The sequence below is a fragment of the Vogesella aquatica genome, assembly GCF_028548455.1.
Classification (GTDB): Bacteria; Pseudomonadota; Gammaproteobacteria; order Burkholderiales; family Chromobacteriaceae; genus Vogesella; species Vogesella aquatica.
The window spans coordinates 201,823-227,766 of sequence record NZ_JAQQLF010000004.1; the positions used below are offsets into that span (position 1 = coordinate 201,823).

The following is a 25,944-nucleotide window of genomic DNA, read 5'->3' on the forward strand; positions in this document are numbered from 1 at the left end:
TGTCTGACAAGCATTGCTATGCTGCTTAACCCGTACCCGCAGGATGGATGATGGTTCAGCTTACTACCCAGCAGGCATTCGAGCGTTTGCTGTTTCGCGACGCTGATGGCCGCTATTGCGCCCGTTTCGCCGATTATCGCCTGCAGAGTGTGTTTCAACCGCTGTTTTATCGTAGCGGCAGCATTTTTGGCTACGAGGCCTTGTTGCGGGTATACGACCCGCAGGGGCGGCAGCTGCGGCCAGACCTGTTTTTCCACAGCCTGGATACCGATGACCAGATCGATGCCGACCGCTTGTCGCGGGTGCTGCACTTTCGCAACTTTGCCCAGGCGCGGGTAGCCGGTTGCCTTAACCTGAACCTGATTCCCAACACGCTGTTGCACGACAAGGGTTACGGCAACAATTTCGGGCTGATGACCCGCCGCTGTGGCGAGCTGGGGCTGGAAACGTCACAGGTGATTCTGGAAGTACTGGAATACGAAATCGAGCAAAGCCCCTTGCAGCTGGCCGGCAGCCTGCGCGAGGCCAAGGCGGCGGGCTTTGGCGTGGCGCTGGACGATTTTGGTGCGGTGTCGTCCAGCCAGGGGCGGGTGAAGGCGCTGTGCCCCGATATCATCAAGATTGATCGCAGCCTGCTGCTGGATTACATGCAGGGCGATAACGGCCGCTTGCAGCGTGTGCTGGAGCAGGGTTGGCAGATCGGCAGCCGTATGCTGATCGAGGGGGTCGAAACGGCAGAGCAGCTGGCGGCGATGCAGGCGCTGGGGCTGGAGCTGTACCAGGGGTTTTATCTGGGCATGCCGGCCGAGCTGCGGGTGGAGGAACTGGTGTAGCACCAACGTTGCGCCGCGCCGGCTCATGACGAAAAACGCCTGCAGCGTGTGCTGCAGGCGTTTTTCATGGCGGATGGCCGGGCTCAGCCTTCGTCGCTGTCGTCGGCGCTCACCGGGATATACAGCTCGACCACGCTGTCGGCGTGCTCCGGCCCCAAAAAGCGGGCGTCCATATACTCGAACTCGATACCGGCCACGGCGGCCAGGCCGGCTTCCGGCAGCCATTCGGTGTAGGCGGCGCGGAAGGTGTCCGGCAGGCCGCGTACCGGGCCACGGTGTTCGACGATGGCGTAGTCCTGCTCGGGCACGTCCAGCGCCACCATACCGTCCGGCACGGCGGTGTCGGCGGCCACGGCCACGGCGGCGATGTAGCGGAACTGGCCGTCGGCCTGCGCCTGGCAAATACCGTAGCTGGCGTCGCCCAGCGGCTGTGCCTCGGCGATGCGCGGCACGAAACGCTGCCACAGCTCGGGAATGGTGCCGTCAGCCGGGCTGGTCCAGGCCATGCCGATGACGCGGAAGGCGGGATGGGTCACAAGGGTAGGGGTTTGCATGGCGGGCTCCGCTGGCGGGTAAGGTTGGCCGCAGCATAGCAAAAAAGCGGCGTGCCGGCCTGAAAAGCACCGGCACGCCGCCTTGCGGCCAACGTGGCTGTTACAGCAGCACGCGTTCCACGCCGCCGTTACGGGCGTTGTCGACGTATTCCTTCATCCAGTTATCGCCCAGGATGTGCTTGGCCATCTCCACCACGATGTAGTCGGCCTGGGTGCCGGTGTCGTCGCTGTAGCGGCTCAGGCCCTGCAGGCACGACGGGCAGGAGGTGAGGATCTTCACCGGCTGCTCGCTGGCACCGACCTTGGCCAGGTCCTTGTTGATTTCTTCTTCCTTGCGGAAGCGCACCTGGGTGGCAATGTCGGGGCGGCTGGCGGCAAAGGTGCCGGATTCGCCGCAGCAACGGTCGTTTTGCACCACGCCGCCGCCCATCAGCTCGTTGACCACCTTGATCGGCTGGTAGGCCTTCATCGGGGTGTGGCAAGGGTCGTGGTACATATACTTCTGGCCGCTGACGCCGTCCAGTTTCAGGCCTTTTTCCATCAGGTATTCGTGGATGTCGATGATGCGGCAGCCGGGGAAGATCTCTTCGAAGCGGTAGTTGGCCAGCTGGTCGTAGCAGGTACCACAGCTCACCACCACGGTCTTGATGTCCAGGTAGTTCAGCGTGTTGGCCATGCGGTGGAACAGCACGCGGTTCTCGGTGGTGATCTCGTCGCCCTTGTCCTTGTAGCCGGCGCTGGTCTGCGGGTAGCCGCAGCACAGGTAGCCCGGCGGCAGCACGGTCTGGGTGCCCACGTGCCACAGCATGGCCTGAGTGGCCAGGCCTACCTGGCTGAACAGGCGCTCCGAGCCGCAGCCGGGGAAGTAGAACACCGCTTCGGCGTCTTCGCTCACCTTCGGGTTGCGGATCACCGGAATCACGTTGGCGTCTTCCACATCCAGCAGCGCGCGCGCGGTTTTCTTGGGCAGGCCGCCCGGCATCGGCTTGTTGATGAAGTGGATGACTTGCGCCTTGACCTCGGGTTTGCCGATGGTGGCCGGCGGTTGTGCAGTCTGGCTGCCGGTGAGGCCCAGTTTCTTGCCGAGGCTGTTACCCAGGCGCTGAAGTTTGTAGGCGCCGCCCACCAGGCCGGCGCGGATGCCTTTGATGGTGGCCGGGTCTTTGGCGGTGAGGAAGGCCATGCCCAGTGCGGTGCCGGGGTTGAACTTCTTGTTGCCGGTCTTGCGCAGGAAGTTGCGCATGGCGACCGATACGTCGCCAAAGTCGATCTTCACCGGGCACGGCTTCACGCAGCGGTGGCACACGGTGCAGTGGTCGGCCACGTCGGACAGCTCTTCAAAGTGCTTGAGGCTGACGCCACGGCGGGTTTGTTCTTCGTACAGGAAGGCTTCGGTGAGCAGGCCTACACCCAGGATCTTGTTTCGCGGGCTGTACAGCAGGTTGGCGCGCGGTACGTGGGTGGAGCACACCGGTTTGCACTTGCCGCAGCGCAGGCAGTCTTTCACCGAGTCGCTGATCGCGCCCAGGTCGGATTGCTCCAGAATCAGCGATTCGGCACCCAGCAGCGAGAACGATGGCGTGTAGGCCATGCTGAGGTCGGCACCCGGCAGCAGCTTGCCCTTGTTGAAGTGGCCGTTCGGGTCCACGCGCGCCTTGTAGTCGCGGAAGGGCTGGATTTCTTCTTCGGTGAGGAATTCCAGCTTGGTGATGCCGATGCCGTGCTCGCCGGAGATCACGCCGTTCAGGCTGCGCGCCAGTTTCATGATGCGCTCTACCGCACGGTGCGCGGTTTGCAGCATCTCGTAGTCGTCCGAGTTCACCGGCAGGTTGGTGTGCACGTTGCCGTCGCCGGCGTGCATGTGCAGCGCCACGAAGGCACGGCCGCGTAGCACTTTTTGCTGGATCAGGCCGATGGCTTCGGTAATGGTGCTGTCGGCCTTGCCGGCAAACAGCGCCAGCAGCTCGCCTTGCAGCTCGCGCTTCCAGCTCACGCGCAGCTTGAAGTCGCGCATGGCGATGAACACGCTGGCGGCAGGGTTGGCCGCAGCGTCTTCCAGCGGGGCTTGCGGCCAACCCTGGGTGTACTCGGCCAGCGGCGTGTCCAGGTTGTCCAGCAGCCACTGCCAGCGGCTACGCACAGCGCCAATCAGCTCCAGCGCGCTTTCGCGGCGGTCGCCGATCAGCTCGTCGGCCGACAGCGTGCCACCTTCGGTATCCACCGGCAGGCGGCCGTGGAAAAACTCGGCCAGCTGGTCCAGCAGCTTGATCTTGCTGGCCACGGACAGCTCGATGTTGATGCGCTCGATGCCGTCGCTGTAGTCGCCCAGGCGGTTCAGCGGAATCACCACGTCTTCGTTGATCTTGAAGGCGTTGGTGTGGCGGGCAATGGCGGCGGTACGGCTGCGGTCCAGCCAGAAGGTCTTGCGTGCCTCGGGGGTCACGGCGATAAAGCCTTCACCGTGGCGGGCGTTGGCGTAGCGCACCACCTGGCTGGCGGCCTCGGCCACCGCGTTTTCGTTATCCGATACGATGTCGGCGATCAGCACCATTTTCGGGCGGCCACGGCCCTTGGCCTTGGTGGCGTAGCCCACGGCGCGCACGTAGCGCCAGTCCAGGTGCTCCAGGCCGGCCAGCTGCACGCCGGCGGCCAGGCCTGCGCCATTGGGCTTGAAGTAGTCGGTGATCTCCACAATCGCCGGGGTGGCTTCGGCCACGGTGCCGAAGAATTCCAGACAGACGGTGCGGATGTGCGCCGGCATGCGGTGCAGCACAAAGCGCGCGCTGGTGATGATGCCGTCGGTGCCTTCCTTCTGCACGCCGGGCAGGCCGGCCAGGAATTTGTCGGTGACGTCCTTGCCCAGGCCCACCTTGCGGAAGGCGCTGCCCGGGATCACCAGCTCTTCGCTGCTGATCACGGTTTTGCCGTCGTCCTGCAGGCGCGTGACGCGGAAGGCGGCGGTGTCCACGTCGTGGATCTTGCCGTAGTTGTGGCCGATGCGCTCCACGAACATCCAGTTGCCGTCCGGGTCCACCATTTTCCAGCTGGCCAGGTTGTCCAGCGTGGTGCCCCACAGCACGGCCTTTTTGCCGCCTGCGTTCATGGCGATGTTGCCGCCGATACAGGACGCCTCGGCCGAGGTCGGGTCCACGGCAAACACCAGGCCGGCTGCGCCGGCGGCTTCCGCTACGCGGGCGGTGACCACGCCGGCACCGCACTGGATGGTGGCCCGCTTGCCGTCCAGGCCGGGCAGCTCGACGAATTCCACGCCCAGGTGGCGGTCCATTTTCTCGGTGTTGATCACGGCGCTGCGGCGGTCCAGCGGTACGGCGCCGCCGGTGTAGCCGGTACCACCGCCACGCGGGATGATGGTGAGCTTGAGCTCGATACAGGCTTTCACCAGCGGGGCGATTTCGGCTTCGGTGTCCGGGCACAGCACCACAAACGGGTATTCCACGCGCCAGTCGGTGGCGTCGGTCACGTGCGATACGCGGGCCAGGCCGTCAAACAGGATATTGTCGCGGCGGGTGATCTTGCCCAGGCGCTTCAGGATGGCGGCGCGCAGTTCGCGCGTTTCGCCGAACTGCTGCTCGAAGCTGTCGACCGCGGCGTAGGCGGCGGTAATCATGCGGCCAACCTTGTCGTTGCCGTCGCGGCGTTTTTCCACTTCGCCCAGGCGGTGGCGCAGCGCGCCAACCAGCGCGGTGAGGCGCTGCGGGTTGTCCAGCAGGTCGTCTACCAGGTAGGGGTTGCGGTCTACCACCCAGATATCACCCAGTACCTCGAAAAGCATACGGGCAGAGCGGCCTGTTTTCCGCTCTGCCCGCAGTTCTTCAAGCAGTTGCCACATGGGTGCGCCCAAAAGGCGGATGATGATCTCGCGATCCGAATACGAGGTGTAGTTGTACGGAATTTCCCGTACACGCTGCTGGGTGGTGTTGCTCATATGTCCCTGAACTTCGGCAAGTTTTGGATAATTCCCGAAATAGTAGCCGAAATGTTGCGCCGCGAAAAATGCCGCTAACGTCAGGGTTATAGGGAGAATGTAGTTTGGATACGGTAAATTGGTCGCAGCTCGCATGAATGTAGCGCACTGGCTACAAAAACCGGTGCATTATGCTGCGATGGCGGGCTATGGGGTGGCATCGTGCCGGGGCGTGTGTTTTGCCGCAGGCCAATGCCACCACAGATTCTGTCAGTGATGGTGCCGTGCCAGCTGGCAGGCGAGCTGGCAGGCTTCAAACAGGCTGCCGGGGTCGGCGCGGCCGCTGCCGGCCAGGTCCAGCGCGGTGCCGTGGTCTACCGAGGTGCGGATGATGGGCAGCCCCAGCGTAATGTTGATGCCGGCCCCGAAGCTGGCGTGCTTGAGCACCGGCAGGCCCTGGTCGTGGTACATGGCCAGCACGGCGTCGGCACTGGCCAGCTTGTCGGGGTTGAACAGGGTATCGGCGGGTAGCGGGCCGACAAGCTGCATGCCCTCGGCGCGCAGCTCGCTCAGCACCGGCTCGATCACGTCGATTTCCTCGCGCCCCATGTGGCCGCCTTCACCGGCGTGCGGGTTCAGCCCGGCCACCAGGATGCGCGGTGCCGCGATGCCGAATTTACCCACCAGGTCGGCGTGCAGGATGGTGATGACCTCGCGCAGGCTGTCGCGGCTAATGGCATCGGCCACGGCACGCAGTGGCAGGTGGGTGGTGGCCAGCGCCACGCGCATGCCGGCCCCGGCCAGCATCATCACCACCTTGGGTGTGCCGGTGCGCTCGGCCAGGTATTCGGTATGGCCGCTGAAGGCGATACCGGCATCGTTGATCACGCCCTTGTGTACCGGTGCCGTCACCATGGCGGCAAATTCGCCGCGCTGGCAGCCGTCTATCGCCACATCCAGCGTAGCCAGCACATAGCGGCCGTTGGCCGCATCCAGCTGCCCTGCCGCGGCCGCTGCGGCCAACGGTACGTGCCATACCTCCAGCGCACCGGCGGGGGCGGCTTGTCCGGGCTGGTAATCGTGCAGCGGGGTGTGCAGGCCAAGCTGCGCGGCGCGGCTGGCCAGCAGGTGTTTGTCGGCAATGACGACCAGGCGGGCCGGCAGGCCCAGCTCGGGCAGGCGTAGTACCAGGTCGGGGCCGATGCCGGCAGGCTCGCCGGCGGTAATGGCCAATACGGGGCGGGAATGGGGCATGGCGGCTTCCGTAAAAAAAGCCGATGCAGGGATCGGCTTGGCATGGGGGGCGTGGCCCGGCTTATTTTTCTACCAGGCGGTCGTCGATAAAGGCGCTGGCGCGCAGCTGCTCCAGCCAGTCGATATAGCTTTGTTCGATCTTGCGCTGGCGGATCTGCTGTTTCACGACCAGCTTTTCGCGGTCGGTAGACACATCCTGGCTACGCACGTCTTCCAGCAGGATCAGGTGCCAGCCGAACGGGGTTTTTACCGGTTCGCTGACTTGTTTGGCTTGCAGCTGGCGGAAAGTACGCTCGAAGTCCGGTACGGTATCGCCCTCGTTTACCCAGCCCAGGTCACCGCCCAGCGAAGCTGAGCCGTCTTCGGAAAACTGGCGCGCCATGTCTTCGAACTTGGCACCGCGCTTGATGCGGTCTTGCACCTGCAGGATGCGGGCATAGGCGTCGGTGTCGGAAGTAGCTTCGTTGGTTTTCACCAGAATGTGGCGCACCTTGTGCTGTTTTACGTATTGCGGGCCGCTGGTGTCGCGCTTGTCTACCAGCTTGAACAGGTACAGGCTGCCGCTGGCGCGTACCAGCTCGGTAACGCCGCCTACCGGCAGCGAATCCAGCAGTTTGATGAAGTCTTGCGGCAGGGCACTGGCGTTACGCCAGCCCAGATCACCACCTTGCAGGGCGTTGCTGGCTTCGGAGTAGGCTGCCGCTACCTGGGCAAACGACTTGCCGGCCTTGATCTCGGCCTCTGCCTTTATCAGCTTCTGGCGGCGCTCTTCTACCTGGGCAGGGGTGGCGCGCTCCGGGATATTGACCTGGATGGCAGCCAGACGGTATTCGATACGGTTCAGCCCGGTAGTGGTTTGCTGTACCTGGGCAACTTCCTGGTCGGTGACATTCACGCGGCTGTTGACTTCGCGTTCCTTGATGCGCTCCAGCAGCAGGTCGCTGCGCAGCTGTTCACGCAGTTTGGCCATGCTGCTGCCGTCTTTTTCCAGCAGGGCACGCAGGCCTGGCAGGTCGGTCTTGTTTTGCTGGGCAATGCTCTGCAGTGCCTGGTCCAGCTCCAGCTCGCCAATGCGCAGGCCGTTATTGTTGGCGTATTGCAGCTGCAGCTGTTCGTTGATCATCATGTCCAGCACCTGGCGCGACAGCACTTCGGCAGCCGGGGCTTCGATGTTCTGGCGTTGCAGGTTGCCGCGCGCGTTTTGCACGCGTTGTGCCAGCTCGGACTGGGTAATCACGCTGTTATTCACCACGGCAACGATGCGGTCTACGGTGGAAATGGCCAGCGCCGGTGTGGCCAGGCAAGCAGAGGCAAAGGCGGCAAGAAAGAGCTTTTTCATTATTTGTCTGCAGTCTCGTTGATTTTGCTGTAGCCCGGTATGGCCAGGCGCAGCGTTTCCAGTGGGTTATTCCCTATGCTGCTGAGGTCTTTCAGTTCCAGCTGCAGGAAGAAGGCGTTCTTGGTCTTGGTCAGGTCGGTTACGTAGCGCTGCGCCACCAGCCGTGTACTCCAGCAGCCATGCTGGTATTCGAGGCCGGCGAGCTGTTCCAGTGCCTTCTTGTCGCGCAGCGAGTAGTTCTGGCGCGCGACGGCGTACCACTGGCGTGCAATCGGCCATTGCCCGGCAATATCCAGCTGGCGCAGTACGTCGCGCTGGCTGCTGGTACCGACGACTTCGTCGCGGCCATAGCGGTAGCGCACGCTGACGGCCTTGCCTGGTGCCGGGTTGTAGCGCAGCTGGGCATTGTAGCGCTCGGTTTTATCTAGTGTCTGGTTGTACTGGTAGCTGGCGTCCAGGCGCAAGGCGCGGCTGAGGTCGCCGCCCAGCGTGACTAGCAGGTCGGAGCCGCCCTGGCTGCGCTGGGTGGTATTGCCGGCCAGTGTGGTGTCGCTGTTATCCAGATAGAAGCGTTGACCGATGGCTACGCGCAGTCGTTCCAGCCCGCTGTCGTTCTCCAGCAGGCGGCTGGTCAGTGCTGCGGTAATCTGGTTGGCGGCATTGATGCGGTCGTAGCCGGAAAAACGGTTTTCGCTGAACAGCTGGGCAAAGTTGAAGTCGTTTTCCGAGGTATCGAAGTTGGGCAGGTTGCTTTGTTCGGTACTGGGGATGTTGACGTAGTACAGCCGCGGCTCCAGCGTCTGGCTGACTGCCCGGTCTTGCAGGGTGCTGTCGCGCTCGAATACCAGGCCGCTGTCCAGGCTGGTAATCGGCAGGGTACGGTCCAGCGTATAGCCCGCCTGGCCATTATGGCTATCGAGCTGGTAACGGGTATGGTGCAGGCCTATCTTGGGGCGGAAAAAGCCCCATGGCCGCTCCAGCGCCCAGCTTATGCTGGGGTACGCTACCGTACGCCAGCCTTCCAGCTTGGTGCGGTGGTCAAAGCGGGTGACTTCGCTTTCCAGTGCCAGGCGGAAATCGCCCAGCTGCTGGTTACTGGTAGCCACGATCTGCGGCAGGCGGGCGTAGGGCTCGTCCACGCTGCCGGTGCTGTCTTGCAGGGTCTGGTAGCGCTGGGCTTTCACCGTAACGCTGGCCCAGCCCGGGGTGTAGGACAGCCAGGCTTCGCGCACCAGGTTCACGTTGGCCGCCGCGCTGTTGCGATCGCCAAAGTCCTGGAAGTAATCGTTATCCGATACCCGGGTGCCGTTCAGGCCGGCACTGATCTGGCTGCCAAAACGCTGGCTATGGCTTAGCTGCCACAACGAGCGCTGTTTGTTCGCTTTGCTGTCGTCCAGCTGTTCGGTGGTGATCTTGCCGCTATAGTCCGGCTGCAGGTAACGCCCTTCCACCCCCAGCATCAGGCCGCGCTGGGCCATATAGGTGGGCGTAAGGGTGGCGTCCATATCGGGCGCGATATTCCAGTAGTAGGGCACGGCCAGCTGCAGGCCGTCGCTACCGGTTTTCACCGTGGGGAACAGCAGGCCGCTCTTGCGCCCGCCGTCCAGCGGGAAGTCGATCCACGGCGTGTACAGGACGGGTACGCCCTGGAACTCGATACGCGCATTGCGTGCCACGCCCACGTTGCGGCCGTAGTCCAGGTCGATGGTGCTGGCCTTCAGGTACCAGGAATCGTCGTTCGGCTCGCAGGTATTGGCGCGTGTGCCTTGCAGCTGGTACAGCCCCTTGCCCTGCATGCGCAGGGTATCGGCCTTGCCGCGCAGGGCGCGGCCGTTTTCCTGGAAGGCAAAGTCGGCGTTGCTGGCGCTGCCGGTCTGGGTATCCAGGTAGCTTTCCAGGTTATCGCCTTCTACCGTACTGCCTGCCTGGCGCGTGGTGGCACGCTGGCCGGCACGCACGTATTGCTTGTCGACGTAGTATTCGAGCCAGTCTGCTTCGAACTGCTGGCCATCGCGCTCGGCGCGGACATTGCCTTCGGCTTTGAGCTGAACTTCCATCTGGCCGTCGATGCGGTCGGCCTCGACGTGCAAAACCCCGGCGGGCATGGCATCGGCGAGTGCCGGCGTGCACAGGAACAGCGGAAACATGGCCGCAGCGAGCGGCGATAGGCGGAAGCGTGGCGGCATCGGGCAGTGTCGGCCCGGCGCGTGTTGGGGCCGGGCAAAGCGGTTACAATCGCTGCATTGTACCCAATTTACTGGTATACGCGACTATGCAGCGATTAGAAGCCTTGAAGGCGTGGCTGGCCACGCAGTTCCCCGGCCAGGACGTGGCGGTAGAGTTTGCCGCCGCCGACGCCGATTTCCGCCGATACTTCCGCGCCACCCTGGCCGACGGCAGCACCCGCATCGTGATGGATGCCCCGCCCGAGCACAAGAACACCGACAGCTTTGTCAGCGTGCGCGAGCTGTTTGCCCCTGCGGCCAACGTACCGGCCATTTACGCCCGTGATGCCGCGCAAGGCTTCATGCTGCTGCAGGACATGGGCAAGATCACCTATCTGGCCGCGCTGCAGCACGACGAACGCACGCTGGTGCACAAGCACCTGCTGCTGGAGGCGGTAGACACCCTGGTCGCCATCCAGAAGCTGAGCCAGCCGGGCGTGCTGCCCGAATTCGACCGCGCCTTCCAGCTGCGCGAAGTCAACCTGCTGCCGGAGTGGTACGCCAGCAAAGAGCTGGGCAAGCCGCTGACGTTTGCCCAGCGCAAGCTGTGGGACGCCGGCATCAATGTGCTGCTGCCCGCTATCGACGCACAGGCCAAGGTGTATATGCACCGCGACTTCACCGTGCGCAACCTGATGCTCACCCCCGGCCAGCCGGCAGTACTGGACTTCCAGGACGCGGTATACGGCCCCATCGCCTACGACCTGGTGTCGCTGCTGCGCGACGCCTACATCGGCTGGGACGAAGAGTTCGTGCTGGACGTGGTGGTGCGCTACTGGGAAAAAGCCCGTGCCGCCGGCCTGCCGGTGCCGGCGCAGATCGACGACTTTTATCGCGACGTCGAGTGGGCCGGCATCCAGCGCCACCTCAAGATTGTCGGCCTGTTTGCCCGCCTGGCGCACCGCGACGGCAAGACGCAGTACCTGGCCGAGATCCCGCGCATCCTGCGTTACCTCAAGAAAGCCACCCGCCGTTACGGCGAGCTGCTGCCGCTGTTCCAGCTGCTGGCCGACCTGGTGGGGCTGGACGAAGAGGACAACGACGACAGCATCCAGTCTGTGTTCAGCCACACCCGCATCGCGTCGGACGAGTAAGCCATGCGCGCGATGATCCTGGCCGCCGGGCGCGGCGAACGCATGCGCCCGCTGACCGACCACACCCCCAAGCCGCTGCTGGACGTGGGCGGCCAGCCACTGATCGTGTGGCATATCCAGAGGTTGGCCGCTGCCGGCTTTACCGACATCGTCATCAACCACGCCTGGCTGGGTAGCCAGATCGAGGCGGCACTGGGCGACGGCAGCCGCTACGGCGTGCACCTGGCCTACTCGGCAGAAAGCACGGCGCTGGAAACCGCCGGCGGCATTGCCACCGCCTTGCCGCTGCTGGGCAACGCACCGTTTGTGGTAGTCAACGGCGACGTACTCACCGACGTGGACTTTGCCGCCTTGCGGCCAACCCTGGCCGCACTGGATGGCAGCCGCCGTCTGGCGCACCTGCTGCTGGTCAACAACCCGCCGCACCACCCGGCTGGCGATTTCGGCCTGCTGCCGGATGGCGGCGTCAGCGCCAGCGCGGCCGATGGCGAGGGGCTGACCTTTTCCGGCATCGGCCTGTACCACCCGGCGCTGTTTGCGCATACCCCGGCCGGGCAGCCGGCCAAGCTGGCGCCACTGCTGCGCGCGGCGATGGCACAGCAGCAGGTCAGCGGCCAGGCGCACCGTGGCTTGTGGCTGGACGTGGGCACGCCAGAGCGGCTGGCCGAGGCCGACGCCATCGCCCGCCGCTGGGCGCAGCCGTGAAGCGCCGTATCCTGGGCATCGACCCCGGCAGCCGTATCTGCGGCTTCGGGGTCATCGATATCGTTGGCAACCAGCGCCATTACGTGGCGTCCGGCGCCATCCGCACGCCGCAGGGCGCTAGCCTCGCCGAGCGGGTGAAGGTGCTGGTCACCGGCATCCATCAGGTGATTGACACCTACCAGCCCACCGAGGCGGCGCTGGAGCAGGTGTTCGTCAACGTCAACCCCGCCGCCACGCTGATGCTGGGCCAGGCGCGCGGCGCCTGCATGACGGCGCTGGTGATCAAGGATCTGCCGGTGGCCGAGTACACCGCGCTGCAGGTGAAGCAGTCAGTGGTGGGGCAGGGCAAGGCGCCCAAGGAACAAGTGCAGTTCATGGTGGTGACCATGCTCAACCTGTCCGGCACGCCGCAGGCCGACGCCGCCGACGCGCTGGCGGTAGCGCTGACCCACGCCAACCATAGCGGTGGCGCGGTGGGCAAGCTGGCCAAGCTGGGCTACAAAGTACGCGGCGGGCGGCTGGTGTAAACGGCATGGTGCTGCTGGTGATCACGCTGTTGCTGCTGGGCAACGGCTTGCTGATGCGCTGGGCCGTGCGGCGCGTGGTCGCGCGCGGCATGCCGCGCCGTTGGCGCTATCTGACGCTGGCCTATCTGCCGCTGTTGTTGCTGCCGGTGTGCTATGCCCTGTTCTGGGCGCGTGGCGGGCCGGGGCATTTCTCGCACGGCTTGCGCGCTGTGCTGGAACCGCTGATTTTCCCCCTCTATCTGGGCTGCCCGGCCGTGGTGGCGGCGCGTGTGGCCGCCAGTTGGCCGCAGCGGACGCTGGAGGCGTACCTTGCCGGTTGGCTGGTCGCGCCGTGCATGCCGTTCTGCATCGTGGCGTGCGCTTGCCTGCTGGCCGGTGCTTGTCTTTAGCCCGGGCTTGAGCCAGGCCAAGGCCGGCACAGCGCGCTGGCGGCATACTGCGGCCAACCTTGTTTGCCGGAGCCTGCCATGTGGAACGACTACGCCCTTGCCCGTGCGCTGCACGTCCTTGCCATCGTGATGTGGGTGGGGGGCGTCGGCTTTGTTACCACGGTGCTGATCCCCGCCATCCGCCGCCGTTTCCCGGCTGACCAGCAATACGCGATGTTCGAAGACGTCGAGCACCGTTTCGGCGCCCAGGCGCGTTTCTGGGTGCTGCTGGCGCTGGCCAGTGCCGGCTGGATGCTGCACAGCACCGACAGCTGGGCGCGGCTGCGCGATACCGGCTGGCTGCACCTGATGATCGCTGCCTGGCTGCCGTTCTTTCTGATGCTGTTCGTGCTGGAGCCGTTTATTGTCCACCGCTGGCTGAAGCAGCGTGCGCAGCGCGACCCGGCTGGCACCATGGCGCGGGTGCAGTGGCTGCACGTGGCGCTGCTGGGCTTGAGCCTGGCCGCGGTGCTGGCCGGCGTGGTGGGCGCCCACGGCGGCTGGCGCCTGGCTTGATGCCCGTGCTGACGCTGATAGCGCCCTTGCCGTATGCTGCACGGATGAATCATCCGAGGCTCCGCCATGCATCCGTCCACGCCCCATGCCACTGAAACCGACCTGTCCACACTACTGGCGCACCCGGCGCGCTGGCTGCTGGCCACGCGGCCAGCCTTCCTCACCCTGACGCTGGGCGGTGTGCTGCTGGGCCTGGCCATGGCCGGCCCGCAGGCGCTGGCGCAAGGTTGGCCGCAGGCGCTGCTGGCGGTGTTGCTGGCCTTGCTGTGCCACGCGGCGGTGAATGTGATCAACGACGTGGCCGACCACGACAACGGCAGCGACGCGGCCAACCTGCAGCGCGAATACCCGTTTACCGGCGGTAGCCGTTTTATCCAGGCCGGCGTGCTGAGCCGGCGGCAGATGGCGTGGCTGGCCGGTGGTTTGTTTGCGCTGGTCACTGCGGGCGGTTTGTGGCTGGTGTGGCAAGCTGGCGCTGGTCTTTTTTATACCGGCTTGGCGGGCGTGGTGCTGGGCTGGGGCTATTCCGCCCCGCCGTTGCGGCTGAACAGCCGTGGCCTGGGCGAGCTGACGGTAGCGCTGTGTTTTGCCTTGCTGCCACTGGGCGTGCTGCAGGTATTGCAGTTAGTCGCGCCGGTAGACCTGGTGTGGCTGGCTGCAGGCTACGGCGTGGCCGCCGCCTTGCTGCTGTTTGCCAACCAGTTTCCCGACCGCGACGCCGACGCGCTGGCCGGCAAGCACCACTGGGTGGTGCGCCTGGGCCACCCGGCAGCGGTGCGCGGCTACCTGCTGCTGGCCGGGCTGGCGCTGGCTTTGCCACTGGCCGCCGGGCAGCCTTGGCAGCTTGTCCTGCTGCCGCTGTACCTGCGCGCCTGGCGTGCCTTGCAGCAACGGCAACTGCGCGCCGCCATCATTCCCACTATCATGGCGGCCAACCTCTACCCTTTGTTGCTGGCCGCCAGCCTGTGGCTGCGGCCAACCTTGTGAAAGACAGCCCATGATCGGACGACTCAGCGGTACGCTTATCGAAAAACTGCCGCCGCAAATCACCGTGGACGTCAACGGCGTCGGTTACGACGTCGATGTCACCATGACCACCTTTTACCAGCTGCCGGCGCTGGGCCAGAAAACCACGCTGTTCACCCATCTGGTGGTGCGCGAAGACGCCCATCTGCTGTACGGCTTTGCCAGCCGCGACGAGCGCGAAACCTTCCGCCAGCTGATCAAGGTCAGCGGCATTGGCGCCAAGATCGCACTGGCCATCCTGTCCGGCATGAGCACCGACGAGCTGGCGGTGGCGGTGGCCAGCGAGGACCTGAAGCGCCTGTCCAGCGTGCCCGGCATCGGCAAGAAAACCGCCGAGCGCCTGGTGCTGGAGCTGCGCGGCAAGCTGGCCAGCGGCAGCAACCTCACCGTACCCGGCGGCCTGCCGTTTGCCGCTACCCCGGACGACAAGAGCGACATCGTCAATGCCCTGCTGGCGCTGGGTTACAACGACAAGGAAGCTGCCGCCGCCACCAAGGGCCTGCCGCTGGATGTGACCGTCAGCGACGGCGTGCGCCTGGCGCTGAAGAACCTGATGAAAGGCTAAAGCCGCTATGCAAAAAGTGCTGCTGATTACCGGTGCCAGCCGTGGCATTGGTGCCGCTACCGCCAGCTTGGCCGCACGCCGTGGCTGGGCGGTAGCGGTGAACTATCACCGCCAGCATGATGCCGCGCAGGCGGTGGTGGACGCCATCCGCGCTGACGGCGGCCGCGCCGTGGCACTGGCCGGCGATGTGGCCAGCGAAGCCGACGTGCTGCGCCTGTTTGCCGATACCGAGGCCGCACTGGGGCCGCTGTCGGCGCTGGTGAACAACGCCGGCGTGCTGGCGCCGCAAATGCCGCTGGCCGACATGGACGTGGTGCGCTGGCAGCGCATGCTGGCTACCAATGTGCTGGGGCCGCTGCTGTGCTGCCGCGAGGCGGTACGCCGGCTGTCTACCCGCCTGGGCGGGCAGGGTGGCGCTATTGTCAACGTATCGTCGGCGGCGGCGCGGCTGGGTTCGCCCGGCGAGTACGTCGACTACGCGGCCTGCAAGGGCGCGCTGGACACGCTGACGCTGGGCCTGGCCAAGGAAGTCGCCGCCGAAGGCATCCGCGTCAACGGCGTGCGCCCTGGCTTTATCTACACCGACATGCACGCCGACGGCGGCGAGCCGGGCCGCGTGGACCGCGTCAAGGCCGGCATCCCGCTGCAGCGTGGCGGCCAACCCGAAGAAGTGGCCGCCGCCATCCTGTGGCTGCTGTCCGACGAGGCCTCGTTTACCACCGGCCATATGCTGGACGTGGCCGGCGGCCGCTAAGCATTCAACCTTTACCTGCAAGGACACCCCATGGCCAACGTTGCCGTATTGATCGACGCCGATAATGTATCGCCCGCCTGGATAGAAGACGTACTGGAGGAAGCCGGCAAGCTGGGCGTGCTGGCGCTCAAGCGCGTGTACGGCGACTTCAGCCGCCACGACAAGGCCTGGCGCGACTTGTGCGCGCGCTTTGCCATCCACCCCATCCAGCAGTTTCCCAACACCAAGGGCAAGAACGCGTCCGATATCACCCTGGTGATCGACGCCATGGACATGCTGCACTCCGGCCGCTACCAGAGCTTTTGCCTGATCTCCAGCGACAGCGACTTTTCGCGCCTGGCCACCCGCCTGCGCGAAGACGGGCTGGAAGTGTGGGGCTTTGGCGAGGAGAAAACCCCGGCCGCCTTCGTCAACGCCTGCAGCAAGTTCGTGTACGTGGAGGTGCTGGCGCTGGCCGACGAGGCGGCCAAAGCAGACGACGCCGGCGGCAAGGAGGAAGCCGCCAGCAGTGGCAAGGCCGCGCAGGCCAGCCGCGTGCTGCGCCCGCTGGATAAAAAGCTGCGTGCGCAGTTCCAGAAGGGTATCGAAAGCATGGATGACGACGAAGGCTGGGCCGACCTGGGCGGCGTCGGCAGCCTGCTGGGGCAGTGGATGCCGGACTTCGACCCGCGCAACTACGGCTTTGCCAAGCTATCCGACCTGGTGGTGAAGTCCGGCTGGTTCGAGGTACACAAGGCCAGCAGCGGCCGTGGCGGCGTGTCCATCCGGCTGAAGCCGGGTCGCAAGGGCGGGCGCTAGGCGCCGGACGCCACCGGCGCTGCGTTGCGGCCAACCTTGGCCGCAGCAGCCGGCCTGCAGTGGTAACATCAGCCCATTGCCTGTTAGCGATTTCGTCATGATCCAGACCGATAACCTGATCGGCGGCGCGCCCGAGCGCCGCATTGTTACCCCGCAACGTGCTTCCGAGCAGGAAGAGGCGCTGGAGCGCGCGCTGCGCCCCAAGATGCTGGACGAGTACGTGGGCCAGAAAAAGGCGCGCGAGCAGCTGGAAATCTTTATCGAGGCGGCGAAAAAGCGTGGCGAAGCGCTAGACCACGTGCTGCTGTTCGGCCCGCCAGGCCTGGGCAAGACCACGCTGGCGCACATCGTGGCGCGCGAGATGGGCGTGAACCTGCGCCAGACCAGCGGCCCGGTGCTGGAGCGCGCCGGCGACCTGGCGGCGCTGCTGACCAACCTGGAACCGCACGACGTGCTGTTCATCGACGAAATCCACCGCCTGAGCCCGGTGGTGGAGGAGATCCTCTACCCGGCGCTGGAGGACTACCAGATCGACATCATGATTGGCGAAGGCCCGGCCGCGCGCTCGGTGAAGATCGACCTGCCGCCGTTCACGCTGATCGGCGCCACCACCCGCGCCGGCATGCTGACCAACCCGCTGCGCGACCGTTTCGGCATCGTGGCGCGGCTGGAGTTTTACAACGCCGAGGAGCTGACGCGCATTGTCAGCCGCTCGGCCGGCTTGCTGAATGTCGAGCTGGCCGACGACGGGGCGTTCGAAGTCGCCCGCCGCAGCCGTGGCACGCCGCGTATCGCCAACCGTCTGCTGCGCCGCGTGCGCGACTATGCCGAGGTACGCGCCAACGGTGTCGTGAGCGCCGAGGTGGCCGATGCCGCGCTGGCGATGCTGGACGTGGATCCGGCGGGCCTGGACGTGATGGATCGCAAATTGCTTCAGGCCATACTGGATAAATTCGGTGGCGGGCCGGTAGGCCTGGACAATGTGGGCGCGGCCATTGGCGAATCCACCGACACCATCGAAGACGTGATCGAACCCTATCTGATCCAGCAGGGCTATCTGCAGCGTACCCCGCGTGGCCGTATGGCCACCGCGTTGGCGTACACGCACTTTGGTCTGCCGGTAAAAGAGTAAGCATGAAGCAGAAACTCATCATCAAGACCGGCGAGCCGGGCACCCCGGTACGCGACCACCGCGGCCGTTTCGAAGACTGGATCGTGCGCGAAATGGGCGAGCAGCCCGGTAGCTGGCGCGTGGTGTGGGTGGCGGCGGGCGAGACGCTGCCGCCGGTAGAGCAGGTGGCCGGTGCCGTGATTACCGGCTCGCTGGCGATGGTGAGCGACCGGCTGCCGTGGAGCGAGGCGACCGCCGCCTGGCTACGCCAGGCCCACGCCGCGCAGCTGCCGCTGTTGGGCATCTGCTTTGGCCACCAGCTGCTGGCGCACGCGCTGGGCGGCGAGGTGGGCTACCACCCGCAAGGGCCGGAGGTCGGCTCGGTAGAAATCCAGCGCCACGAGCACGCCGTGGCCGACCCGCTGCTGGGCGAGCTGCCGCCGCGTTTTGCGGCCAACGCTTTTCATTGGCAAACGGTGCTACGCCTGCCGCCCGGTGCCACGCTGCTGGCCAGTAACGCTATGGAGCCGCACCACGCTTTTCGCCTGGGCAATACCTGGGGCCTGCAATTCCACCCGGAATTCGACGCCGACGCCACCCGCCACTTTATCCAGCTGGCGGCACCGGCGCTGGAAAAAGCCGGCTTGCAGCCACCGCAGCTGGCACAGCAGGTTTGCCCCACGCCAGAGGCGGCCAGCCTGCTGCGCCGCTTCGCCGTTTTGCTGGCCGGGCCTGCTACGGCGTAGAATGCAGCCAAGCCAACCATAGGCATACCAAAAGGGAGAAACCATGTTTTACGCCTTGCTCGTTGTCACGCTGGCTGTTGCGCTGCTGACCTCGGTACTGGTGGCGCGCTTTTTCAGCGACGCCGTGCTGAAAATCCTGAAAAGCATCATCGGGCCGGAGCTGGCCGACGCCTGGCGCAAGTACATGAGCTTTGCCATCGTGGTGGTGGGCGTGTCCGGTGGTGTCAGCACCTATGAAATCCAGAAATACCTGCAAACCGGCCGCGAGCAGACCATCGAGCTGACCGGCCCGCGCTGGACTATCGAAATCTACCGCACCGTGATCGACACGCTGTCGCAGATTTCCTGGGTGATGTTGCTGTTCTTCCTGTGCGCCATGGTGGCTTACGTGATTGTGCGCGTGGCCGAAAGCACGCGCGACCAGCGCCGCCAGCGCAAGGAAGACGACGAAGCGGTGTAAGCCCGTTTATTCGTTACCACACGGCTCGCCACGCAGGCGGGCCGTTTGTTTTGGAGCCTGCCATGCAACTGCGCCTGATTCTGGGCGACCAGCTCAACGCTGCCCACAGCTGGTACCGCGAACGCCGCGACGACGTGGTGTACGTGCTGATGGAAACGCGCAGCGAAACCGATTACGTGCGCCACCACGCGCAGAAAGTGCTGGCGCTGTTTGCCGCCATGCGCCGCTTTGCCGAGGCGCTGCAGGCGGCCGGCCACCGCGTGCACTACCTGCGCATTGGCGATGCGGCCAACCGCCACGATTTTGCCGCCAACCTGGCGTGGTTGGCCGTGCACTACGGTGCCACCAGCGTGGTCTGCCAGCTGGCCGACGAGCGCCGTGTCGACGCGCTGCTGGCTTCGCTGCCGCAACAGCTTGGCCTGCCGCTGACGCAGGTGGACAGCGAGCATTTCTACACCACCCGTGACGAGGCGGCGCGGCTGTTCGGCGGCAAGGGCTGGCGCATGGAAACCTTCTACCGCCGCATGCGACAGCAGCACGGCGTGCTGCTGGACGCCGCCGGCAAGCCGGAGGGCGGGCAGTGGAACTACGACGCGGCCAACCGCGAGCCCTACCGTGGCGAGGTGGCGCTGGCGCCGTGGCCGTTTGCTGCCCATGACCTGAGCGCACTGTGGCAGGAGATTGTCGATGCCGGCGTGCAGACGCTGGGCGCGCCGCAGGCCGGGGCGCTGCCGTGGCCGTTGACGCGGCGCGAGGCGCGCGCCTGGCTGGCGGACTTCATCCAGCAGCGGCTGCGCCATTTCGGCCGCTACCAGGACGCACTGGTACACGGCGAGGCCTGGTTGTTCCACAGCGGGCTGAGTTTTGCGCTGAACAGCAAGATGCTGTCGCCGCACGAGGTGGTGCAGGCGGCGGAAGCAGCCTGGCGCAGCGACCCGACGCTGCCGCTAGCCAGCGTGGAGGGTTTTATCCGCCAGATTCTGGGCTGGCGCGAATACGTGCGCGGCGTGTACTGGGCGCGGCCGGACTTTGGCAGCGTTAACGCCTTGCAGCACCAGCGGCCGTTGCCGCGCTGGTTCTGGGATGGCGACACCGGCATGGCCTGCGTGGCGCAGGCGGTGCAGGGCAGCCTGCAGCACGCTTACGCCCACCACATCCAGCGTCTGATGGTGACCGGCAATATCGCGCTGCTGCTGGGCTGTGCCCCGGACGAGGTGGACGCCTGGTACCTGGGCATTTACATCGATGCTTTCGAGTGGGTGGAGCAGCCGAATACACGCGGCATGAGCCAGTGGGCCGACGGCGGCTTCATGGCCAGCAAACCGTACGTGTCGGGCGGTGCGTACCTGGCGCGTATGGGCGATCACTGCGCGCAGTGCCGCTACGCGGTAAAGCAGAAAACCGGCCCCGGCGCCTGCCCGTTCAACAGCCTGTACTGGCACTTTCTGGCGCGGCACGAGGCCAAGCTTGCGGCCAACCCTCGGCTGGCCATGCCGTACGCCAGCTGGCGCAAGATGGACGAGGGCGCCCGCCAGGCACTGTTGACGCAGGCCGAGGCCTATTTGCAGGACGTTGACAGCTTGTAGAGGCCGCCATGAAAAATGCCGCCCCCCGCTAGGGGACGGCATCAAGGTTGGCCGCAGCGGCTGCCGGCTAACGCTTACAGCGTCACCATATTGTCGCGGTGGACCAGTTCAGGTTCTACCAGATAGCCCAGCACGCCTTCGATATCGCGGGTGGCCTTGCGCATGATCAGGCGCGCTTCTTCCGAGCTGTAGTTCACCAGCCCGCGTGCCACTTCCTGGCCTTGCTCGTCCACGCAGGCCACGGCGTCGCCGCGCAGGAAGCTGCCCTCTACCGCGATAACGCCGATCGGCAGCAGGCTGGTGCCTTTTTCGCGTACCGCCAGCGCGGCGCCGGCGTCCAGTACCAGCTTGCCGGACAGCTGCAGGTGGTCGGCCAGCCATTGTTTGCGCGCGGCCAGGCGGGTGGTGGGCGCATTCAGCTGGGTGCCGATGCCTTCGCCGTCGGCCAGACGCGACAGCACGCTGGCTTCGCGGCCGCTGGCAATCACGGTGGCGGCACCGCTGCGCGCGGCGCGCTTGGCAGCAATGATCTTGGTGTACATGCCGCCGGTGCCCACGCTGGAGCCGGCGCCGCCGGCCATGGCTTCCAGCGCCGGGTTGCCGGCTTCGGCGTCGTGGATGAACTCGGCGTCCGGGTGTTTGCGCGGGTCGGCACTATACAAGCCGCGCTGGTCGGTGAGAATCACCAGCGCGTCGGCTTCGATCAGGTTGGTGACCAGCGCGCCCAGCGTGTCGTTATCGCCAAAGCGGATCTCGCTGGTGACCACGGTGTCGTTCTCGTTGATGATGGGCACCACACCCAGCGTCAGCAGTGTGGACAGTGTGGTGCGGGCGTTCAGGTAACGCAGGCGGTCGGACAGGTCTTCGTGGGTCAGCAGTATCTGTGCGGTTTGCAGGCCGTACTCGCGAAACGCGCTTTCATAGGCCTGGCACAGGCCCATCTGGCCCACGGCAGCGGCGGCTTGCAGCTCGTGTACGGCTTTCGGGCGCTTGGCCCAGCCCAGACGCTGGCAGCCTTCGGCAATGGCACCACTGGAAACCAGCACTACCTGTTTGCCACGGCGGCGCAGCTCGGCGATCTCGGCGGCCCAGCGCGCCAGTGCGGCGTGGTCCAGGCCTTTGCCGTCGTTGGTTACCAGGCTGGAGCCTACTTTCACCACGATACGCGTGGCTGTATGAATCACCGATTGCATCCGCACTGCTTCCTGTTCGACAAAAAACGGAGTGCCAGTGTAACGCATTCCGTGCGGATGGTGCGCTGCGTCAGAAGTCGCTGCTGGGGCGGTACTCCACAAACTGGTAATAGGCGGTTTGCGAGTCCAGCGTGGTAGTGCGGATCAGCTGCTCGCCCTGCGCGGTCAGCATGCGGAACTCGCGTAGCTTCTGGTATTGACGCCCGGGTATCACCAGCATGGCAGCGCGGCCACTGCGCGGCAGGGCAGGCAGGTGCAGTGCCATCTGGAAGTGGTCGTTGGGGTGGGTGATGACAGGCATCAGCATCACTGCGTCCGGTATCGGGCCAAGCTGTTCCAGCCCGCATTCGGCCGCCATGCCCTCGCCGCGCAGGTTGACCCAGCGGATCACGGCCAGGTGCCACAGCTTGCCTGGCAGTCGCAGCATGGCCAGCTCGCCGGTACGCAGCGGGTGTTGTGGCGACTCGCCACACAGCAGCATGCCCGAGGCGCTGAGATTGTGCATGGTGACCGTGGCCGGGGCTGGTGGCAGCGGCCTTGTGTGTTTAGCCGGGGTGCTGTTGCTGTCGTCTGTGCCATGAACTTCAACGCCATCCGTGCTGTTTGCGGGTGGCGGTGTGTCTTCTGCTGGCGTGGCAAAGTCCCAGCTGGCCTGGTTGGCGATGAACCAGCAGGTGGGTAGCAGGGTAACCAGCTCGACTTGCTGCTGGCTGTCGTGCCGTGCATGGCGGCGCTGCGGGGCACTCTGCCATGCTTGCATCAGGTGCAAGACTCGGCGGATTTCTTCGGCCAGCCGGGTATCTTCGCTATGGCTTTGCGCCAGACGCTGCAAGCTGAGCAGTTTTTCCATCAGCTCGTGTTGCAATGCTTGTGTATCGATGATCCACCAGTGGGAGGAACTCTGGCTGGCCGGTAGCTCGCTGTGAAAGCGCGGCGGGCTATCTGCCGCCGGCTGGTACAGGAAGGCGCCGTGCCGCTCCGGTAAGCGGTCTATTTGTACCAGGTGCAGGCATTTGGCGTATTTGCGTATCAGCAGCAGGGTGTAATCGATCAGTGCCGGTTCCATGCGGTTGCAGGCGGTGAGCCCCAACAGCAATAGCTGGCGGTACAGGGAGCCCAGGCTGTCTTCTTTGTCGTTGAGTGCCTTGCTTTCCCAGCCTTGCTGCAATACATAAAGAAAGATCTGGTGGCAGTCGTGCCAGAAACCAGCCGGAACCGGGGTATAGGTTCGGGCATACAGCAGGGCCAGCTGGCGGGCGCTGAGCATGGTGAGGTTCAGTGCCTCCAGCTTGTGCCGGTCCAGTACAAACAGCCCGTGTTCCTGGCTGCGGTCCAGCAGCACACGCTTGAAACCATTGTGAATCAGGATGGACAAGTGTTGGGCCAGCAGGGCGGCACCGCGTGCCCGGCTGTAGCTGGTGAGATCGCCAGGGCGGGCCTCTGCTTCCAGCACCGGCAACAGCTTGTCTTGCGCCAGCAGGTAGAGCCGAAGCAGCTGCAGGCGGCTGGCTGGGGGCAGCTTGATGCAGTTGAGCTGTGCCAGCGCATCGCGGATCAGCTGTGCGCAGTCAAAAGGCTGGGCATAAGGCAGGTGGTGAAGCCATGCCTCAAGCTGATCGGGGTCACACATGACCATGACCGGGTCAAGGTGTGGCGTATTGAGCGACAGATTCAACATGATTAAAGCAGTATAGCCCCCATATTAATGACGTAAGTATATTAAAGTGTGTGGCGGCACCGCCAGCAACATTTACGGCAGCGGGCTTTCTTGCCGCTGGTACGCATCGGTACCCGCCAGGATGTTGTCCAGTACGGCGCAGGTGCTCTCGACCAGCTGCAACATGTGTGCCTCCTCGATAATGTAGGGCGGCATGAAGTACACCGTCTTGCCGATAGGCCGCACCAGGCAGCCTCGCGAGAGCATGCCGCTGAAAAATGCCACGGCGAAGTCGTGCCTTGTACAGTCAACGTCAAACGCCCAGATCATGCCTTGCTGGCGGAAATGCCGCACGGCAGGGTGTGCCGCCACGCGTGACAGATGCTGGCTGAAGCGGGCGGCGGTATCGCGGTTGCGTGCCAGTACCGACTCTTCTTCAAAAATAGCCAATACCTCCAGCGCCGCGCGGCACGCTAGCGGGTTGCCGGTATAGCTGTGCGAGTGCAAAAAGCCGCGGGTGATATCGTCATCGTAAAAAGCCTGATAGACCGTATCGCTAGTGAGCACGCACGATAGCGGTAAATAGCCGCCGGTAATGCCCTTGGACAGGCACAGGAAGTCCGGCGTGATGTCTGCTTGCTGATAGGCAAAAAACGTACCGGTACGGCCAAAGCCCACGGCAATCTCGTCGGCAATGAGGTGTATCTGGTATTGATCGCACAGGGCGCGGGCGCGTTGCAGATAAGCCGGGTGGTACATGGCCATCCCTGCAGCCCCCTGTACCAGCGGCTCGACGATCAGGGCGGCGATGTCATGGTGATTTTCGTGCAGAAGGGCAGCCAGGGCATCTGCCGCGCGCAGTGCGACGTCTTCGGCGCTTTCGCCAACTGCGGCCAACCTGCTGTCCGGGCTGGGTACGCGGAAGTTTTCTTTCAGCAGCGGGGCATAAGTGGTGGAAAACAGCGGTACATCGGTGACAGCCAGCGCGCCGGCAGTTTCGCCGTGGTAGCTGTTTTCCAGGCTGACAAAGCGTTGCTTGCCGTTTTGGCCGATATTGCGCCAGTAGTGAAAGCTCATCTTCAGGGCGATTTCAGTCGCACTGGCCCCATCCGAGCCATAAAACGCGTGCCCCAGGCCTGACAGCGCGGCCAGCTTTTCCGACAGTGCCACGACCGGCTGATGGGTAAAACCTGCCAGAATCACGTGCTCCAGCGTATCCAGCTGGTCTTTGATGGCCTGCTTGATGCGCGGCTGGTTGTGGCCAAACAGGTTCACCCACCAGGAGCTGACCGCATCGATATAGCGTTTGCCGTCAAAATCTTCCAGCCAGATGCCATCCGCCCGCGCGATGGGTACGATGGGCAGGGTTTCGTGGCGCTTCATCTGGGTACAGGGGTGCCAAACGGCTGCGCGGCTGCGGGCCAGCCAGTCCTGGGTATGCTGCGTCATGGTAAAGCCTGTTCAGTAAGATGAAGCAGATGCTAGCACGTCTGGGCCTGGCCGATCGGACTGACAAAAATTGTCACTTATGACAAAAAATGGTCAGCTTGCAGCAAGGCTACGTGACGGGGAGCAGGGTGCAATGCCATTGAAAAAGCAGGATATTGCCATTTTGCAGTACGTTGGCATGGCGATTGCTTGTTTGGCCCGGATATTGCTGTTACCCGCTGGGACACAGTGCACAGCGAGTGCGATATGCAGACAAGACAAACCGGTTTTACGCTGATCGAGCTGATGATAGTGGTAGCCATTATCGGCATCCTGGCCGCCATTGCCATCCCGGCTTACCAGGATTACACCCGTCGCGCCTACATCAGCGAAGCACTGGTCGCCGCCAGCGCAGCAAAAACGGCGATGGAGGAGTACCACGCTACCAATAATGTCTGGCCGGCGACTAATGCCAGCGCTGGCATTGCCGATGCCACTGCCAGTCGCGGTAGTAGTATCGCTAGGCTGGAGATTCAAGCGTCAGGCAACGTCAGCATTATCAATATCGAACTTAGCAGTAAGGTAGCATCTGGTGCCAATGTGTGGCTGGTTCCGCAAGAGAACACCTCTGGTGCTTACCGCTGGATGTGTAGTGGCGACAGCGACCTAGCACGAGTGCTGCCTTCCAATTGCCGAGAGTAAGATTACCCCACCGGCCAATGTGGCCAACTTGATAACAACCATGGAGTATTCACTATGAAACGCGTACAGCAAGGTTTTACCCTGATCGAACTGATGATTGTGGTAGCAATTATCGGTATTTTGGCAGCCATCGCCATCCCGGCCTACCAGGATTACACCAAACGTGCTCACGTGTCGGAAGGCCTGAGCCTGGCCGCTGCAGCCAAGACTGCCGTAACCGAATTCTTCTCGACCAACAACGCATGGCCGGCAAACAACGCCTCCGCTGGGCTGGGCGCCTCTGGCACTATCACTGGTAACGCAGTTGCAGGCGTTGAGGTGAACGCTTCCCAGATTACCATTACTTATAACCAGCGAGTTTCCGCAGGCGCTACCACCCTGGTGATGCAAGCTAACGCTAGCGGTGGTGGTTCTATCGTATGGACTTGCGTTGGTGGTACTGTTGCTTCCAATATCCGTCCGACCAACTGCCGCTAATTCGTCACTTGATTAGCTGAGTTGTCCCAATAAGGGGGTGC

General features: G+C 64.2%; 24 protein-coding genes. 16 read left to right on the plus strand and 8 right to left on the minus strand.

Going from position 1 to position 25,944, the window contains the following annotated elements:
- Window positions 1–47 precede the first annotated feature (47 nt).
- A complete protein-coding gene (locus PQU95_RS03960; protein WP_272750787.1) occupies window positions 48–833 on the plus strand; it encodes an EAL domain-containing protein in 786 nt (261 codons plus the stop codon).
- Between the two features lie 83 nt (window positions 834–916).
- Here the strand turns inward: PQU95_RS03960 and PQU95_RS03965 are convergent, their stop codons facing one another.
- The 5 genes from PQU95_RS03965 to PQU95_RS03985 all read right to left on the minus strand — a co-directional run bounded on the left by PQU95_RS03965 (window position 917) and on the right by PQU95_RS03985 (window position 10,091).
- Entirely contained in the window at window positions 917–1,387 is a 471-nt protein-coding gene (locus PQU95_RS03965) for a GyrI-like domain-containing protein (RefSeq protein WP_272750788.1), read from the minus strand.
- Between the two features lie 100 nt (window positions 1,388–1,487).
- Entirely contained in the window at window positions 1,488–5,333 is a 3,846-nt protein-coding gene (locus PQU95_RS03970) for a DUF3683 domain-containing protein (protein WP_272750789.1), read from the minus strand.
- 249 nt (window positions 5,334–5,582) lie between these two features.
- Window positions 5,583–6,566, minus strand: coding sequence for a 4-hydroxythreonine-4-phosphate dehydrogenase PdxA (gene pdxA, locus PQU95_RS03975; protein ID WP_272750790.1), 984 nt, complete (start codon window positions 6,564–6,566; stop codon window positions 5,583–5,585).
- Window positions 6,567–6,627: 61 nt separating this feature from the next.
- Window positions 6,628–7,905, minus strand: a complete 1,278-nt coding sequence (locus PQU95_RS03980) for a peptidylprolyl isomerase (protein WP_272750791.1) — start codon at window positions 7,903–7,905, stop codon at window positions 6,628–6,630.
- The gene (locus PQU95_RS03985) at window positions 7,905–10,091 is read right to left on the minus strand and encodes an LPS-assembly protein LptD (RefSeq protein WP_272750792.1); all 2,187 of its coding nucleotides are present in this window, start codon (window positions 10,089–10,091) and stop codon (window positions 7,905–7,907) included. Before PQU95_RS03985 ends, PQU95_RS03980 begins: the two co-directional genes overlap by 1 nt.
- An 86-nt stretch (window positions 10,092–10,177) precedes the next feature.
- Here PQU95_RS03985 and amgK point away from each other — a divergent pair, with 86 nt between their 5' ends.
- The 13 genes from amgK to PQU95_RS04050 all read left to right on the plus strand — a co-directional run bounded on the left by amgK (window position 10,178) and on the right by PQU95_RS04050 (window position 20,446).
- Window positions 10,178–11,224 (plus strand): N-acetylmuramate/N-acetylglucosamine kinase AmgK, encoded by a 1,047-nt coding sequence (amgK, locus tag PQU95_RS03990; protein ID WP_272750793.1) that lies wholly within the window; start codon window positions 10,178–10,180, stop codon window positions 11,222–11,224.
- A 3-nt stretch (window positions 11,225–11,227) separates the two neighbouring features.
- Window positions 11,228–11,929: an N-acetylmuramate alpha-1-phosphate uridylyltransferase MurU gene (gene murU / locus PQU95_RS03995; protein WP_272750794.1), complete on the plus strand. Its 702-nt coding sequence runs from the start codon at window positions 11,228–11,230 to the stop codon at window positions 11,927–11,929.
- A complete protein-coding gene (gene ruvC / locus PQU95_RS04000) occupies window positions 11,926–12,456 on the plus strand; it encodes a crossover junction endodeoxyribonuclease RuvC (protein ID WP_272750795.1) in 531 nt (176 codons plus the stop codon). The genes murU and ruvC overlap by 4 nt, the downstream gene beginning before the upstream one ends.
- 5 nt (window positions 12,457–12,461) lie before the next feature.
- A complete protein-coding gene (locus PQU95_RS04005; RefSeq protein WP_272750796.1) occupies window positions 12,462–12,845 on the plus strand; it encodes a hypothetical protein in 384 nt (127 codons plus the stop codon).
- A gap of 78 nt (window positions 12,846–12,923) precedes the next feature.
- Window positions 12,924–13,400: a hypothetical protein gene (locus PQU95_RS04010; RefSeq protein ID WP_272750797.1), complete on the plus strand. Its 477-nt coding sequence runs from the start codon at window positions 12,924–12,926 to the stop codon at window positions 13,398–13,400.
- 66 nt (window positions 13,401–13,466) lie between these two features.
- Window positions 13,467–14,387 carry a prenyltransferase gene (locus PQU95_RS04015; RefSeq protein WP_272750798.1) on the plus strand — a complete coding sequence of 307 codons (921 nt, stop codon included), beginning with the start codon at window positions 13,467–13,469 and terminating at the stop codon, window positions 14,385–14,387.
- 10 nt (window positions 14,388–14,397) lie between these two features.
- Window positions 14,398–14,991, plus strand: coding sequence for a Holliday junction branch migration protein RuvA (gene ruvA, locus PQU95_RS04020; protein WP_272750799.1), 594 nt, complete (start codon window positions 14,398–14,400; stop codon window positions 14,989–14,991).
- Window positions 14,992–14,998: 7 nt separating this feature from the next.
- The gene (locus tag PQU95_RS04025; protein ID WP_272750800.1) at window positions 14,999–15,745 is read left to right on the plus strand and encodes an SDR family oxidoreductase; all 747 of its coding nucleotides are present in this window, start codon (window positions 14,999–15,001) and stop codon (window positions 15,743–15,745) included.
- Window positions 15,746–15,775: 30 nt separating this feature from the next.
- Window positions 15,776–16,543: an NYN domain-containing protein gene (locus tag PQU95_RS04030; protein ID WP_272750801.1), complete on the plus strand. Its 768-nt coding sequence runs from the start codon at window positions 15,776–15,778 to the stop codon at window positions 16,541–16,543.
- 97 nt (window positions 16,544–16,640) lie between these two features.
- Window positions 16,641–17,675: a Holliday junction branch migration DNA helicase RuvB gene (gene ruvB / locus PQU95_RS04035; RefSeq protein ID WP_017507406.1), complete on the plus strand. Its 1,035-nt coding sequence runs from the start codon at window positions 16,641–16,643 to the stop codon at window positions 17,673–17,675.
- 2 nt (window positions 17,676–17,677) lie between these two features.
- Entirely contained in the window at window positions 17,678–18,400 is a 723-nt protein-coding gene (locus PQU95_RS04040; protein WP_272750802.1) for a glutamine amidotransferase, read from the plus strand.
- 43 nt (window positions 18,401–18,443) lie between these two features.
- Window positions 18,444–18,860 (plus strand): hypothetical protein, encoded by a 417-nt coding sequence (locus tag PQU95_RS04045; protein ID WP_017507404.1) that lies wholly within the window; start codon window positions 18,444–18,446, stop codon window positions 18,858–18,860.
- Window positions 18,861–18,922: 62 nt separating this feature from the next.
- Window positions 18,923–20,446 (plus strand): cryptochrome/photolyase family protein, encoded by a 1,524-nt coding sequence (locus PQU95_RS04050; protein ID WP_272750803.1) that lies wholly within the window; start codon window positions 18,923–18,925, stop codon window positions 20,444–20,446.
- A gap of 74 nt (window positions 20,447–20,520) precedes the next feature.
- Here PQU95_RS04050 and proB read toward each other — a convergent pair whose 3' ends face one another.
- The 3 genes from proB to bioA all read right to left on the minus strand — a co-directional run bounded on the left by proB (window position 20,521) and on the right by bioA (window position 24,745).
- On the minus strand, window positions 20,521–21,639 hold the full coding sequence (gene proB, locus PQU95_RS04055; protein WP_272750804.1) for a glutamate 5-kinase: 1,119 nt from the start codon (window positions 21,637–21,639) through the stop codon (window positions 20,521–20,523).
- Window positions 21,640–21,709: 70 nt separating this feature from the next.
- Window positions 21,710–23,269 carry a PilZ domain-containing protein gene (locus PQU95_RS04060; protein ID WP_272750805.1) on the minus strand — a complete coding sequence of 520 codons (1,560 nt, stop codon included), beginning with the start codon at window positions 23,267–23,269 and terminating at the stop codon, window positions 21,710–21,712.
- A 120-nt stretch (window positions 23,270–23,389) separates the two neighbouring features.
- Window positions 23,390–24,745 (minus strand): adenosylmethionine--8-amino-7-oxononanoate transaminase, encoded by a 1,356-nt coding sequence (gene bioA / locus PQU95_RS04065; RefSeq protein WP_272750806.1) that lies wholly within the window; start codon window positions 24,743–24,745, stop codon window positions 23,390–23,392.
- Between the two features lie 246 nt (window positions 24,746–24,991).
- Here bioA and PQU95_RS04070 point away from each other — a divergent pair, with 246 nt between their 5' ends.
- Together PQU95_RS04070 and PQU95_RS04075 are read left to right on the plus strand one after the other, a co-directional pair.
- A complete protein-coding gene (locus tag PQU95_RS04070) occupies window positions 24,992–25,426 on the plus strand; it encodes a pilin (RefSeq protein ID WP_272750807.1) in 435 nt (144 codons plus the stop codon).
- Between the two features lie 54 nt (window positions 25,427–25,480).
- The gene (locus PQU95_RS04075; protein WP_272750808.1) at window positions 25,481–25,903 is read left to right on the plus strand and encodes a pilin; all 423 of its coding nucleotides are present in this window, start codon (window positions 25,481–25,483) and stop codon (window positions 25,901–25,903) included.
- Window positions 25,904–25,944 lie beyond the last annotated feature (41 nt).

Excerpts from the sequence above, each read along its gene's own strand:
- PQU95_RS03960 (WP_272750787.1), top strand. The coding sequence starts at position 48 with ATGATGGTTCAGCTTACTACCCAGCAGGCATTCGAGCGTTTGCTGTTT.
- PQU95_RS03965 (WP_272750788.1), bottom strand. The coding sequence starts at position 1,387 with ATGCAAACCCCTACCCTTGTGACCCATCCCGCCTTCCGCGTCATCGGC.
- PQU95_RS03970 (WP_272750789.1), bottom strand. The coding sequence starts at position 5,333 with ATGAGCAACACCACCCAGCAGCGTGTACGGGAAATTCCGTACAACTAC.
- pdxA (WP_272750790.1), bottom strand. The coding sequence starts at position 6,566 with ATGCCCCATTCCCGCCCCGTATTGGCCATTACCGCCGGCGAGCCTGCC.
- PQU95_RS03980 (WP_272750791.1), bottom strand. The coding sequence starts at position 7,905 with ATGAAAAAGCTCTTTCTTGCCGCCTTTGCCTCTGCTTGCCTGGCCACA.
- PQU95_RS03985 (WP_272750792.1), bottom strand. The coding sequence starts at position 10,091 with ATGCCGCCACGCTTCCGCCTATCGCCGCTCGCTGCGGCCATGTTTCCG.
- amgK (WP_272750793.1), top strand. The coding sequence starts at position 10,178 with ATGCAGCGATTAGAAGCCTTGAAGGCGTGGCTGGCCACGCAGTTCCCC.
- murU (WP_272750794.1), top strand. The coding sequence starts at position 11,228 with ATGCGCGCGATGATCCTGGCCGCCGGGCGCGGCGAACGCATGCGCCCG.
- PQU95_RS04005 (WP_272750796.1), top strand. The coding sequence starts at position 12,462 with ATGGTGCTGCTGGTGATCACGCTGTTGCTGCTGGGCAACGGCTTGCTG.
- PQU95_RS04010 (WP_272750797.1), top strand. The coding sequence starts at position 12,924 with ATGTGGAACGACTACGCCCTTGCCCGTGCGCTGCACGTCCTTGCCATC.
- PQU95_RS04015 (WP_272750798.1), top strand. The coding sequence starts at position 13,467 with ATGCATCCGTCCACGCCCCATGCCACTGAAACCGACCTGTCCACACTA.
- ruvA (WP_272750799.1), top strand. The coding sequence starts at position 14,398 with ATGATCGGACGACTCAGCGGTACGCTTATCGAAAAACTGCCGCCGCAA.
- PQU95_RS04025 (WP_272750800.1), top strand. The coding sequence starts at position 14,999 with ATGCAAAAAGTGCTGCTGATTACCGGTGCCAGCCGTGGCATTGGTGCC.
- PQU95_RS04030 (WP_272750801.1), top strand. The coding sequence starts at position 15,776 with ATGGCCAACGTTGCCGTATTGATCGACGCCGATAATGTATCGCCCGCC.
- ruvB (WP_017507406.1), top strand. The coding sequence starts at position 16,641 with ATGATCCAGACCGATAACCTGATCGGCGGCGCGCCCGAGCGCCGCATT.
- PQU95_RS04040 (WP_272750802.1), top strand. The coding sequence starts at position 17,678 with ATGAAGCAGAAACTCATCATCAAGACCGGCGAGCCGGGCACCCCGGTA.
- PQU95_RS04045 (WP_017507404.1), top strand. The coding sequence starts at position 18,444 with ATGTTTTACGCCTTGCTCGTTGTCACGCTGGCTGTTGCGCTGCTGACC.
- PQU95_RS04050 (WP_272750803.1), top strand. The coding sequence starts at position 18,923 with ATGCAACTGCGCCTGATTCTGGGCGACCAGCTCAACGCTGCCCACAGC.
- proB (WP_272750804.1), bottom strand. The coding sequence starts at position 21,639 with ATGCAATCGGTGATTCATACAGCCACGCGTATCGTGGTGAAAGTAGGC.
- PQU95_RS04060 (WP_272750805.1), bottom strand. The coding sequence starts at position 23,269 with ATGTGTGACCCCGATCAGCTTGAGGCATGGCTTCACCACCTGCCTTAT.
- bioA (WP_272750806.1), bottom strand. The coding sequence starts at position 24,745 with ATGACGCAGCATACCCAGGACTGGCTGGCCCGCAGCCGCGCAGCCGTT.
- PQU95_RS04070 (WP_272750807.1), top strand. The coding sequence starts at position 24,992 with ATGCAGACAAGACAAACCGGTTTTACGCTGATCGAGCTGATGATAGTG.
- PQU95_RS04075 (WP_272750808.1), top strand. The coding sequence starts at position 25,481 with ATGAAACGCGTACAGCAAGGTTTTACCCTGATCGAACTGATGATTGTG.